This is a genomic window from Mixta tenebrionis, from assembly GCF_006517625.1.
Lineage (GTDB): Bacteria > Pseudomonadota > Gammaproteobacteria > Enterobacterales > Enterobacteriaceae > Mixta > Mixta tenebrionis.
The window spans coordinates 1-13,263 of record NZ_VHQI01000024.1; the positions used below are offsets into that span (position 1 = coordinate 1).

7 protein-coding genes, 2 pseudogenes and 1 CRISPR repeat array are annotated in these 13,263 nt (G+C 57.0%); of the genes and pseudogenes, 3 read left to right on the forward strand and 6 right to left on the reverse strand.

Going from position 1 to position 13,263, the window contains the following annotated elements; all coding sequences use genetic code 11:
* Window positions 1-115: 115 nt before the first annotated feature.
* Window positions 116-1,198: a LacI family DNA-binding transcriptional regulator gene (locus tag FKM52_RS21060; protein WP_141178065.1), complete on the reverse strand. Its 1,083-nt coding sequence runs from the start codon at window positions 1,196-1,198 to the stop codon at window positions 116-118.
* Window positions 1,199-1,457: 259 nt separating this feature from the next.
* Window positions 1,458-2,402: direct repeats of the CRISPR family, unit length 29 nt; unit sequence GAGTTCCCCGCGCAAGCGGGGTTAAACCG.
* A gap of 172 nt (window positions 2,403-2,574) precedes the next feature.
* Between FKM52_RS21060 and FKM52_RS21065 the strand changes: the two are divergent.
* Window positions 2,575-2,812: pseudogene (locus FKM52_RS21065) on the forward strand (type II toxin-antitoxin system CcdA family antitoxin).
* A 1-nt stretch (window position 2,813) separates the two neighbouring features.
* A pseudogene (locus FKM52_RS21070) lies at window positions 2,814-3,127 on the forward strand (CcdB family protein).
* 418 nt (window positions 3,128-3,545) lie between these two features.
* Here FKM52_RS21070 and FKM52_RS21075 read toward each other — a convergent pair.
* The 5 genes from FKM52_RS21075 to FKM52_RS21095 form a co-directional block, all read right to left on the reverse strand.
* Window positions 3,546-4,835, reverse strand: coding sequence for an MFS transporter (locus FKM52_RS21075; protein WP_141178066.1), 1,290 nt, complete (start codon window positions 4,833-4,835; stop codon window positions 3,546-3,548).
* Window positions 4,828-5,985, reverse strand: a complete 1,158-nt coding sequence (locus FKM52_RS21080; protein WP_141178067.1) for a mandelate racemase/muconate lactonizing enzyme family protein — start codon at window positions 5,983-5,985, stop codon at window positions 4,828-4,830. The genes FKM52_RS21075 and FKM52_RS21080 overlap by 8 nt, the downstream gene beginning before the upstream one ends.
* Before the next feature lie 511 nt (window positions 5,986-6,496).
* Complete coding sequence (locus tag FKM52_RS21085) at window positions 6,497-7,318, reverse strand: aldose 1-epimerase (RefSeq protein WP_141178068.1); 822 nt, start codon at window positions 7,316-7,318, stop codon at window positions 6,497-6,499.
* A complete protein-coding gene (locus FKM52_RS21090; protein WP_141178069.1) occupies window positions 7,318-8,757 on the reverse strand; it encodes a sugar porter family MFS transporter in 1,440 nt (479 codons plus the stop codon). Before FKM52_RS21090 ends, FKM52_RS21085 begins: the two co-directional genes overlap by 1 nt.
* Before the next feature lie 72 nt (window positions 8,758-8,829).
* On the reverse strand, window positions 8,830-12,105 hold the full coding sequence (locus tag FKM52_RS21095) for a DUF5107 domain-containing protein (protein ID WP_141178070.1): 3,276 nt from the start codon (window positions 12,103-12,105) through the stop codon (window positions 8,830-8,832).
* Window positions 12,106-12,220: 115 nt separating this feature from the next.
* On the opposite strand from FKM52_RS21095, the gene FKM52_RS21100 reads away from it, so the two are divergent.
* Window positions 12,221-13,263, forward strand: a 1,043-nt coding sequence (locus tag FKM52_RS21100; protein WP_141178071.1) for an ROK family protein, incomplete at its 3' end; no start/stop codon positions are given.

The window sequence follows — 13,263 nt, forward strand, 5'->3', positions numbered from 1 at the left end:
ATTTTGCGATGCGCTCACAATTTAAGGGAAATATGATTTTACCCGGCCCGATTGTAAAGGCGCGTAACCGAAATCGGTGATGGAATTCACAAATAACGCTGCCGCTGCTGCACGGCTATTTCAGACGCGCCGCCTGCCTTGCCAGCCGCATTAGCGCTTCTGATAAAGCCTGCGGAGAGAGGGCGCCCTGATACGGCGGCGCCGTTGTTTTGCGTATTACCAGGCTGACAGGCAGCAAATCGGAGCGGATCGGCGCATCCGGCTGGCGGATCATCGCAATCAGCCGTTCCACGCTGTTGTTACCCAGCGCGCGAAAATCCTGCTTAATGGTGGTGAGCGGCGGAATAAAGCAGGCACTGTCGGCGGTATCGTCATAGCCGATAACTGAAACCTCTCCTGGCACCTGTAAGCCTGCTTCGGCAAGCGCCCGCAGCGCACCAAGCGCCATTTGATCGTTGGCAACCAGAATAGCGCCCGGCTGCGCGCCTTCGTTCAGTAAGCGGGTAACCTGTTGATAGCCGGAGAGCGCGCTCCAGTCGCCTTCCATTACCGCCGTAGCCTGTAGCTGTTGTTGCGCCAGCGCTGCCTGCCAGCCTTCAAAGCGCAGGCGTGCGGAAACGGAACTTTGCGGCCCCGCCAGCAGAGCGATATCGCGATGGCCGAGGCTTAACAGATGCGCGACGCCCAGCTGCGCGCCTTGCGTCGGATCGAAAATAACGCTGTTTGCGGCCAGCTGCGGCGATACATCAAGAAACAGTACCGGCACATCCTGGCAGAGCGCCGCCAGGCTTTGCGCTTCGTCATCCTGTAGCGGTATATTGACCACCAGACCATCCACGCGCTGCGCCAGCAGACTATTGATGGCGGCTCTGGCGGCATCCAGTCCGCTTTGCTCCGTCATGGAAATCACTACGTTAAAGCGCATCTGCCCGGCGCGAGATTTGATGGCGGCAGCAATTTGCGAAGGCGCGTGCAGCGAGAGATCGGCGGTCGCCAGGCCAATGGTATGCCCCATTTTCCCGGCCAGCTGCTGTGCGACGCGGTTAGGGACGTAGTTCAATGCCGCCATAGCCGCTTCCACCTTCAGCCGGGTTTTCTCTGCCACGTTGTCCGCCTGATTGATAACGCGAGAAACGGTCTGATAAGAGACGCCAGCGTGCTGCGCTACGTCATAGAGGGTTGTCGACTTCGTTTTCATCCCGGCTTCCTTATGGTTGCGTGTAGGGCTGCGCTGTTGAGGATGGCGAAATAGTATGTCGGAGCGCGAATAAAGTAAAAACGGGATAGCCGCGAACGGCGGAAATGGGGCGTGGTCTGTTGGTAGAACGGTAAAATTTATCGGCCGCTTTAAAAAAGTGTTTCTATTTCAATCATATAAAAATATGAAAAAACAGGAAATAGTCGGTAGATTTATTCACTGTTGCTTTTTCTTTTGAAATCAAGAATATGGTTTTAGAGAGTTCCCCGCGCAAGCGGGGTTAAACCGGCGCGGGGGCAGGGCTGATGGCAATTATTGATGAGTTCCCCGCGCAAGCGGGGTTAAACCGAGGATTATTTCTTTCGCCCATCATTCCTGAATGAGTTCCCCGCGCAAGCGGGGTTAAACCGGTGCAAGGGCCGCTGTTATTCTTGCAGCCGAAGAGTTCCCCGCGCAAGCGGGGTTAAACCGAATTGCTGAAAATCATACACGTTAAAAATATGGAGTTCCCCGCGCAAGCGGGGTTAAACCGGACGCGACGAACATCATGGCGTTACGTGACCGGAGTTCCCCGCGCAAGCGGGGTTAAACCGGAGATATCAATGTTCAGGGACGATTTTGTAATGAGTTCCCCGCGCAAGCGGGGTTAAACCGCATTCCACCAGGATAGAAATGCTCTCCAGTCGGAGTTCCCCGCGCAAGCGGGGTTAAACCGGCGCAGGATGCCCGTAGCAATGCCGTAGCAGAGAGTTCCCCGCGCAAGCGGGGTTAAACCGCAATGGGTATGGCAGACCCGGCGCGGTGTCGTGAGTTCCCCGCGCAAGCGGGGTTAAACCGCGGTGACGCCGTGAGTAACAGGGTGTATATCTGAGTTCCCCGCGCAAGCGGGGTTAAACCGTCCCGCCTGAATATCAATAAAATATTTATAACGAGTTCCCCGCGCAAGCGGGGTTAAACCGGCTGGGGTTTTGAGCGTAACTAATCGCCCCATGAGTTCCCCGCGCAAGCGGGGTTAAACCGGCAGAAACAGCAGGAAGAACGGGAAGCAGACTGAGTTCCCCGCGCAAGCGGGGTTAAACCGCAGTACGGATTCGGCAATCTGTTTCCTGTCGCGAGTTCCCCGCGCAAGCGGGGTTAAACCGTGGATTTCGCTCCACGATCAAAAAATCAGTAATGAGTTCCCCGCGCAAGCGGGGATAAACCGGCTTCTTGCTATCCGTATTCTCTGCGCAGAGCATGCANATAAACCGGCTTCTTGCTATCCGTATTCTCTGCGCAGAGCATGCATAAGCCGCTGATATTTTTGTCACATTATTTCTGTGTTATGTACGTCTAATGAGCCGTGTCTGGTGCACGGCATTTAGCGCGAGATATTTATGGCTATAACACAACGAGCAACGCAAAGCGTTACTATGACCGTAGAACGGACCTTACTCAGCCGTGCGCGTAAGGCTGGGATTAATCTCAGTGCCACTCTAACCGCAGCCCTTGATGCTGAACTACGCCAGTACGAAACGAAAAAATGGCAGGGGGGAAAATAGTGAAGCGCTGGAGGCTCTTAACCGCTTTCACGATGAGCACGGTTGTTTCAGCGATGAGTACAGGACATTTTAAAATGCATTTTACTGTATACAGTAACACGGGAAAAGCGTCGTCTATCCTCTGCTGCCTGATGTAAACAGCAATATTATCGGGCAGTTGAACCGCAGGATGGTTATCCCCTTATTACCCGCTGAAAAATACCCCGGTAGCAAACGCCACGAACGGCTGGTTCCGCTTATCAGGCTGGCTGATGATAAAGAATACGCAGTTATGACGCATGAGATGGCGAGCATTCCCGCTTGTTCTTTGGGGACGCTGTTTTGCGATGCTTCTTCTTATCGTACAGAGATCAAAGCTGCAATTGATTTCCTTTTTGCTGGTATTTAATAGTGCGCGCTAAACCTAATATTTAACAAGGGATACCTCTGACATTTAATTTATCTCGTATGATGTGGTTTTCACTCTACGTATATTTACTGGTCATTTTCTTGCTTCCAATGCTCCCGATAAATGGAGCGGCGTTGGCCTTTCCCTTTCGTTCTGTTTAGCTTGCTTTCATATAAAACTACGCGATTAAAAAAGTACGTTAGTAGAGTGAATCTGGGGAAATCAGATGAAACTATTAAGCCGTGATATGACTGAAATAAACCAGCAGTATAGATATTCTCTGCGCGAGAAAAGATAAACCGTAGCACGCGGCATCAACGTTGCTGCTCGCCATATATTAGAATAAACCGGCGAAAACGCATCGCCTCCGCCGGTTGAATAATCTGCCGTCTCTGTTATTCCCCTGGCTGTTTCAGGATTAATGTGCGGCCAGGGCGCGCAGGTCATTCACGCCTTTTTGCCTTACCAGCAGCGCCAACAGCAGCATGCCCGCCAGCGCCAGGATGCTTGCCAGTACGAAGGCTGAGTGATAGCCACCACCGTACTGAATTAAAAAGCCGGTGATGCCCGGCGACAAAATACCCGCCAGGTTTGCCAGAAGATGCACAAAGCCGCCAGCGGTGCCGATACGTCCGGCAGGAACGATATCCTGCAACAGCGACCAGCAGGCCTGCGGCGTCATATAGGCAAACACGCTGGCGAGGGTAATCAGCGTTACCGCCATCGTCACACTTTGGCTCCATGCTGTCAGCAGCACGCAAACCGCGGCAACCGCCAGCCCAACGAAGATCACCAGCTTGCGCGACAGCAAAAAGTTCTGCGTGCGGCGATACAGCATATCTGAAATCATGCCGCCGCCGAGAAAGCCCGCCGTTGCGCCCAGCCACGGCAGAATGCCGATAATGCTCATGCTTTTAATATCCAGATGCTGATAGTCGGTCAGGTAGCTGGGCAGCCAGGAGAGAAAGAAATACTGGATATAGTTAAAGCAGAAGAAGGCGCTGGCAACGCCAATAACCGGCAGCGAGAAAACATAGCGCCACAGGCTATGGCTGTCTTGCTGCGGCGCTACCTCTGTTGCCAGGCTGGCGGGCCGCTGACTGGTAATCAGTTTACGTTCCCCGGCGCTGACGCGAGGATGATCTTCCGGCCTGTCGCGAAACAGCAGCAGCCAGCAGGCTACCCAGACAAAGCCGAGCGCAGCAATGACCACGAAGGCGATGCGCCAGCCGAACTGTAATCCCACCAGGCCGACGATCGGCGCGGCGATGGCGGCACCCAGCGGCTGTCCAGCATTGGTAAAGCCGACTGCGCGTCCCACTTCCTGTTTTGGAAACCAGTTAGAGATTGATTTATTGGTGGTAGTACCCATTGGGCCTTCACCGATACCGAACAGCATACGCACCACCAACAGGTGCATAAAGCCGGTAACCAGCGCGGTAGCGCCGCAGAACAGCGACCAAACGCCAGCGGCCCAGGCGTAGACGCGGCGCGGGCCGAAGCGATCGGCAGCCCAGCCGCCGATAAAGCAGAAAGCGCAGTAGCCGATAAAGAAGCAGCTGAACAGGATGCCCATCTGCGCATCGTTAATATCTAAATCTTTTTTGACCAGCGGCGCCATAACTGACAGCGCGGCGCGATCGAGATAGTTCAACATACCTGCGCAAAACAGCAGCAGGGCAACAACCACACGGTAATTTTTAAACATGGCGCTGGACTCCTTGAGCATTGATACGCAGGTCAGACAGACAGTAACGCTGTAGCACATCAGGATCGGGCTGATAGCCCAGGCCCGGCTCGTCTGACAGCGTAAAGCTCACGCTCTGCGGCAGAGTCGGATAAAGTTCGGCTTCGAACTCGATATAAGGCGCTTCCATCTTCACGCTATCGGGCAGAGCGGCGACCAGATGCGCCGTTGCCAGCATTCCGGCACCGTAGTAAAAGCAGTGCGGTACGAGGCGCGCCTGATACTGCTGCGCCAGGGCGAACACGCGTAGCGCTGCGCTGATACCGCCAACCTTCGCCACGCTCGGTTGCAGCACGTCCACCGCGCCGCTTGCCAGCAGATTATGAAAGCCCATATCACCATCGACGTTTTCGCCTGCCGCCAGCGGTACGCCGCTGCGCCGTAGCTGCGCCAGCCCCTGATAATCATCCGGTGGCCAGACGGGTTCTTCCAGCCAGCCGAGCTGTAGCGGGCGTAGAAGCTGCGCCTGTTCCTCAGCCTGTTCCCGCGTCCACGGGCAGTTAACATCGACCATTAGCTGTACATTGTCGGGCAGCGCCTGACGCGCAGCACGGATGGCATTCGCTTCGGTTTCGTGCAGCTTAAGAGTGGTATAGCCCTGACGATGGGCGCGCAGCACCTGCATTGCCACCTCTGCCGGATCGTTGTCATAGCTGACAAGGCTGGCGTACCGCTCGATGCGCTGACGTTTTGCGCCCAGCAGCTGCCACAACGGTTGCTGCTGCAAATGGCCCAGCAGATCCCAAAGCGCAATATCCAGCGCGGAAAGCGCGTAGCGTACCGGCCCGGTACGTCCAAAGCCGTGGAGCGCCTTTTCCGCTTCCTGCATCAGCGCTGCGATCGCCTGCTGGCTTTGCGGTAGTGGACGGTTCAGGAAGAAGGGAGCAACCAGCGTGCAAATCGCCTGCTCGCTGACCGGATTGGCCAGATGCCCAAATGCTTCTCCCCAGCCACACAGCCCGCTGTCGGTTTCTACTTTTACCAACAGCGATTCCATACGGCTGAGTGACGGCGATGCGGCATTGAAGGTGATTTCCTGCTGCGCTGGTGGACGCCGGTGCGCGCTAAATGGCACGGCGATACGTACAATTTCGATAGCGGTTATTTTCATGCGGTTCCCTGTAAGGTGTTACCCGGCACGTAATTATTAGAAAAGCCGGCAGAAAGGTAAGGTGTTCAAACTATGAGCGAGTATAGGAAACCGCAACAGACGCAACATCGTGCATCAGCCCAGGTTTAAAGCGGCTAATTGACGTTGTTTTAGACGAGCTAACATAACGGCGCGCGGTCGATCACAGAACCGCTAATAACGGGTGAGTAGCCATATTATTGGTAAGGTTTTGCCGGGCAGCGATGGCGGAAAAGGGAAAAGCGGTATGAAATTCTTAACGCGATGGCTGAAAAGCGATCTCCTGGGCGCTATGGTTTTATACCCCATTCTGCTAACTTTCTGTTTGCTGTTATAGTATTCATTTATTTTCCTGATAGCGCTGTTCTCTTAATTTTTTTCTTATCGTTCTGATAATATTGTCAGCGTTTATTCTTCGTAGGATCCAAGAAAAATAATATGCAGCGACACGTTTGAAGGCTATCTAAATAGGTCTTTAATATTTAATTTCGACTCAGTTAATCTGAATTACCATCTTCAGCGTGGTCGCTTCGCCCTGCTGCAAGGCTCTTAACCCCGGCATGCCGGCCATATTATGCGCATTAACCGGATGGGTTTGCGGTTCCAGACAAATAAACGGCTTGCCGGGCTGGCGAAATACCATCAGCCAGGGCGCTTCGCTGGTCAATTTCACCTGCATCTTCGCATCTTCAATCAGAGCGCAGCCGCTCCAGCCGGAATAGCCGACGTTAAGCCAGGCGTCGGCTGGCTTCACCGGCGCGCTGAAATCAACCGCTGGCGGCAAGGTATCCTGCCATGCCAGCGGCAGATGATGCTCGCCTTCCGGCCAGTAGCCAGAGGCGGAAAACTGAACCCGGCTGTCGGGTTGCAGCTGAAAGAAGGGATGGAAACCCAGCCCGTAGACCATCATCTTTTGCCCGTGATGCGCCAGTGTCAGCTCAGCGTGCAGAGCGTTATCCACCAGCCGGTAATGCAGCCGGGCGACATAATCAAATCCGCAGTCGTAGCGGGAAGCGCAGCTTAGCGTAACCGCCTCTTCGCTCTGCTGTTCCAGCGTCCAGCGTTGCAGCCAGCCGTCGCCGTGCAGAAAAAAGCGCTCATCCACCGGGCTGGGCGGCAGCGCGATCTTCTCGCCATGCAGTAAGAAAGCGTTGCCCGCCACGCGGTTAGCCAGCGGCAGCATCGGAAACAGCGCCTGCTGCGCGCTATAAAGAACCGGACGGTTGTGCTTAAGTGATTCGAGGTGGAGAACCGACGCCCCCTGTGGGGCGACGGTCAGGCGCAGAACGCCATTATTGAACGTTAGCGCATCCATTAACTGGCTCGCTTAGCGGCACGCGCCTGAACTGCCGCGCCATGCTGCGCTGCGATACGCTGCTCCAGCGCCTCCAGGCTGACGCCCTTAGTTTCCGGCACATACTGGCGAATATAGATAAAGCCAGCGGCGCAGATGACGCCGTAGAGCAGGAAGCTGCCCGCAGCCCCCAGCCAGGCGTTCAGCAGCGGGAAGGTATAGGTCAGCAGGAAGCAGGCGATCCACAGCGCCAGCGTTCCCAGCGACATCGCCAGGCCGCGCACCCGATTCGGGAAGATTTCAGAGAGCAATACCCAGGTAACCGGCGCCAGCGTCAGGGCGTAAATTGCGATCGCCGCCAGCACCAGCAGCAGTACCGGCAGGCCCATAAAGCCCATGCCATAGGCCGCGCCGATCAACGCATAGATGATGGTCAGGCCCGCTGCGCCAAACAGCATTAACTTACGGCGTCCAATTTTGTCCACCAGCGGCAGCGCCGCGATGGTAAATACCAGGTTAATCAGGCCGGTAGCGACGATAGATTTCAGCGTGCTGTTGATATCAAATCCGGCGGAGGCGAAAATCTCCTGCGCGTAGTTAAAGATCACGTTAATCCCGCACCACTGCTGAAATACCGCCAGCACCATGCCCATGATAATCACCGGCTTGACTTTCGGTTCCCACAGCGCGGACCAGGAGACTTTATGCGTGTCTTTATTCAGCGTCAGCTGGATATCGTGCAGCGTTTCATCGGCGTAGCGCTGATTACCGATACGTTGCAGCATCTGATGGGCGCGTTCGTTTTTCCCCATGCGCGCCAGCCAGCGCGGCGATTCCGGCACGAAGAACATCAGCACTAAAAAGGCGAGGGCGGGCGCCAGCTCTGCGCCAAACATCCAGCGCCAGCCGGTTTGTCCATTCCAGCTTTGGGCAATCTCCTGCATTGCGGCGCTGCTGGCTACCGGTTCGGCAATCAGCAGGTTAATCAGCTGGGCGGCGAGTACGCCAATCACGATGGTCAGCTGGTTGATGGCGACGAACTTGCCGCGTTTTTCCGCCGGGCTGACTTCCGCGATATACATCGGACTCAACGCGGAGGCGAGACCGATACCGACGCCGCCAACGATGCGATAAACGACAAACAGATCGAAGCTGGTGGCAACGGCGGTGCCCCAGGCGGAAAGGCTGAATAAAATCGCTGAGAGAATCAGCGGCAGCTTGCGGCCAAAGCGGTCGGCGCACCAGCCGGAAACGATCGCGCCGAAGACGCAGCCAACCAGCGCAGAGCTCATCGCCCAGCCGGACTGGCCCGGATCGGTGATAGAGAAGTAAGCTTCATAGAAAGGTTTGGCGCCGCCGATGACCACCCAGTCATAGCCGAACAGCAGCCCGCCGCAGGCGGCAACCAGGCAGATGGTCCAGACATATCCCATGCGTAACTGCGTTTGCATACGTTCCATGGTCGTTCCTCATGATACTTTATCGGGTAAGAGGAGCGGACGTAATGTAACGCCCGCCTTTTTTGAGGATCTTCAGGCAAAGACGCCTGTTTGCTGCGCCAGACGCAGCAGATGCGCTTTATCATGCGCCGGATTAAGCGTCAGCAGCTCATCGGTCAGCCGGGTAAAAGCGGCGATATCGCCAAGACCGAGGTGGCCGAGCGCTTCCACCAACAGGCAGTGCTGGCGCTGAATGCTGCGGGCGTCGCCGTCCAGCGCAATCAGGTCAGGCAGAGAGACCGCAAAGAAATCGGGTTCGATAACCTCGTCGCGGTGGTTCTGCGCCCATTTGATAAAGCGCTGAAACTGCTGCTGCGCGGCGGCGGCATCGCCGGTCGCGGCCTGCGCCATCGCCTGATAGAAGAGATAATCAACCGGCTGATCGTTGTAGTAGCGTCCCGCCTCCAGCGACGATCCGCCCTGCAGCGCCTGGTGCCAGCACGCCTGCGCGCGCGCGCCGTGCTGCTGTTGCTGTGCGCACCAGCCCAGCAGATACCAGATATCGTTGTCGCTTTGCCCCGGCAGGCGCCCTTCGCCAAGGTTTTCCGGGTAGCGCAGCGCCTGGGTTAACAGCTCTTCCGCCTGCGCCAGATCGCCGGCAGCGATATGCGCCAGCGCCCGACGCTGCTGGTTAATCAGGTACTGACCGGTGACTTTACCTTCGCCCCCTTCCCAGGGATGAAATTTGCGTGTCGCCAGCACCTGCGCCGCGGCGCTGTTTTCTCCGGCGATATGCCACAGGCTGAGCAGCTCGGCGGTCAGATCGTCACGCTTAAGCACGACTTCACGGCGGGCGGCAAGCAGCGAGAGGCGTTCGCTAACCGAACGGGCAGTTAACTTACGCAGATAATGCAGCTCGAACAGGAAGCGGGCGTTGTCCGGCTCCAGCTCAACGGCACGTTGCAGGCAGCTTTCTGCGCGCTGCGCGTCGTGCTGTTTATTCCAGGCGTGGATGCCGAGCACGCGCTGTACGCCGGCGAAATCGGGCAGCTGGCTGGCGCTGAACTCCCAGCACTCGACCGCTTGCGCATAGCGCCGTTTGCTGTACCAGAAGCAGCCAAGCAGATAGCGGGCGAAGCCATCCTGCGACAGACGTTGCAGCATCGCCGCTTCATCAAGCGTATTGGGGAATCGCACGCGGGCAGTAAAATATTCACGGGCAAGGGCAAGGTAGCGCCGCTGTTCCTGCGCATCGCGGGCCAGCGCCGCCTGCCAGAGTAACGGCATCGCTTCTTTCACCGCCAGCTGCTGAAGCAGTTCGCGGGCCGCCTCTTCCGCGCCAAAGCTCAGCAGCCATCCGGCAAGCATACTGGCGTTGGCGCCGCGCTGGCCGGTGACACGCAGTAGTTCTTGTCTGTCCTGCTCGCTGCGCGTGATTGCCCAGCGGGCGTAATGCAGCACGTAGTTAAGCGGCCAGCTTTCTAACTGTTGCGTTATCCAGCTTAGCGCCCGATCCGGCTCGCCGTTTTGCTGCATCGCCAGCGCCTTCAGACCCATAGCGAGATAGTTGGCGGCGTTGAACTGCAAACACTGTTCGGCGAAATTCAGCGTCAGCGCGGCATCGCCCTGGCGTAGCGCCAGCCGTGCCAGCGCGTAAAACGCGGCGTCACGGCAGTTGCCGCTCCAGCTGGCTTTATAATAGTCATCATAAGCGCCGGTATAATCACCAAGACGTTCTTTTGCCGCGCCGCGCAGGTGGCTGGCGTCGCCGTTTTGCGGATTTTTGTTAAAGCGATGCGCGCGCTTCAGCGCGTTATCCGCCAGGCCGCGCGCTTTTTCCCAGTCGCCGCGGTTAAACTCAAGTATGCCGAGCGCCACGTTGCAGCGATAATCCAGCGGATCGATCTCCAGCGCCCGCTGGTAGTAATCGAACGCGGAGCGGCTGGCGTGGTGATACTGCTCAAGGTGCTGGCCGATAAAATAGAGTTCGTCGCAGTTGCTGAGGTGCTGCGGCTGCGCCGGCGCGGTGGCGGCCTGCGGCAACGGCAGCGCTTCCGCGATATGCTCGCGGTAGCTCAGCAGCGTCACGCCCTGATGGTCGACCAGCGACAGCGTCAGGCGCTGTGGCCAGCGATCCTCCAGGCGCAGCTGCCAGACTTGCGTCGGCTTTAACGATAGCGGCGTTTGCCAGAGCGTGGCGTCGCCGTCGCTGAGGCGCAGGCTCGCCCCTTCCAGCGGCGCGATAGCGTAAATGCCCAGTTCCAGCCGTTCGCCGCTGCGCTCCAGCTTCAGCGCCGCCTGGGTATTGGCGTTTTGCAATGTTCCCAGCCGGCTGTAAGGCAGGAAGTGCTGCACGAACACCTTCTCTTCAAACGGCGCGATCCAGGTAAAGTCTGGCTGGTTATCGGTGAACACGCCGGTCATCAGCTCGATATAAGGCCCGTTGCTGTCGGTCAGATTGCGATCCCAGGCGAGGCCGAAATCGCAGTTGCCCCATGTCCACTGTTTTTTGCCCGGCGAGATATGGTGATCGGCAATATGCAGCAGCCCGCCCTGTTCGCCGTGATGGTAAGCGCCGACAAAATCGTAATCTGATTTATCGGCCATATAGGAAGTCGGCACCGGGATATTTTTATAGCGCGAGATATCGACGCCCGCCGAGTAATCCACCTTGTAGTAGGTGCCGTGCGCCACAGGGAAGGCGGAAACATCGCGTTTGCCGTGATCGAAGACGGCGGTCACGTCCGGCGGGAAGACGCTTTGATGATCGTCGCCTCCTTTAACCGCCGGGTTTGCCCACCAGAGAAAATGACGCGGCGTAACGTTGCCGTTAAACACCTTGCCGGTGATCTCTATCAGCGCCCGCTCCGGGTAGAGCGTAAAGCCCGCCATCACCTGCAGGCCGCGCATCGGTTCGGTTTCGCCCAGCCAGACCGTTTGCGCGCCGTTTTCGTGCTGCTGAAAGGTGACGTCTACCGGCATAAAGGTGGTGGGGCGATGATGCTGCGGCCAGTTAAACTCGATGCCGCCGGAGATCCACGGCCCTACCAGCCCCACCAGCGCCGGCTTCACCACTTCGTTGTAATAGACGAAATCGCGCTGCATCACCTTGTCATAGGCGCGCTGGATGCGTCCGCCCAGCTCCGGCAGCAGCATCACCCGAATAAAATCATTTTCCAGCCAGACGGCCTGATAGTCGCGCATTTCCCGTTTGCCGGTTAGCGTATCAATAACGCCGTAGGGATAGACGGCGCCAGAGGAGCCCTGGTAAACGCGATGCTCAAGAAACATCGGGTTGGGATCTTCCGCTCCGGTAGTCCAGGTTGGAAGGGAAATGGTTTCCTGCCAAATTTTAACCGCGCCGTACATAGCCACTCTCCGGTAAACAAAAAACAGTTAATCCTGATGTTGTGGCAGTATGGAGCGTAACTTTTTGCTTTAATCGCTGGATGCTCACGCAATACAGTTAACGGGATTTAGTGAAATGCTTGAGAGAGGTCTGAATAATCAGCGGGTGCGTCAGCTAAACCGGCAGGCGCTGCTGCGGCTGGTGTGGCGCTATAAGCGCTTAAGCAAGTCGCAGTTTTCTCAGTACACCGGGCTGTCGATTCCGGCGATCGGCAAAATCCTCCAGGAGCTGGTGGCGGAGGGAAAACTGAGCCATTCCAGTGAAAACCTCAGCAGCCGGGGCATGAACAGCGGCAGTTATCAGATCCCGCCGCAGGGCGACTATATTCTCTGCATGAACGTGACGCCGCGCAGCATCGAAAGCCAGCTCTGCGACGCGCAGCTTTCCGCGCTGGGCGATTTTGCGCGCCAGTCCATTGAGGCGCCGACGCCGAAAGCGTTGCTGGCGGCGATAGAGGCTGTCTGGCAGCGACAGCGGCAGCGCTGGCCGCGTAAAACTATTCATCTGGCGCTGGGCGTGCATGGGCAGGTGGATCCCGCCACCGGCGTGTCGCAAACCATGCCGCAGGCGCCGTGGCGGGAGCCGGTAGAGATTAAATATCTGCTGGAAGAGAAGCTCGGCACTAAGGTCAAAGTGGATAACGACTGCGTAATGCTGGCGCTGGCGGAGAAGTGGCAGAATCCCTTTAATCGCAAGGATTTCTGTGTGATTAACGTCGATTACGGCGTGGGATCGTCCTTTGTGATTAACGGTCAGATCTACCGCGGCAGCCTGAACGGCAGCGGTCAGATTGGGCATACCATCATCAACCCGGATGGGCTGCCCTGTGACTGTGGGCGCTACGGCTGCCTGGAAACCGTCGCCTCGCTCAGCGCCCTGAAAAAGCAGGCGCGTATCTGGCTGAAATCGCAGCCCCACAGCGGGCAGGATCCCGACAGCATCACTTCCGCGCAGCTTATTGCAGCCTGGCATCGTGGCGATGAGCAGGTTATCCGCTGGGTAGAAGATTCCGCCAACGCCATCGGTTTTAGCCTGGATAGCTTCCTGAATATCCTGAATATTAACCAGATTTGGCTTTATGGGCGCAGCTGCGGTTTCGGCAGCCGTTGGCTGGAGGC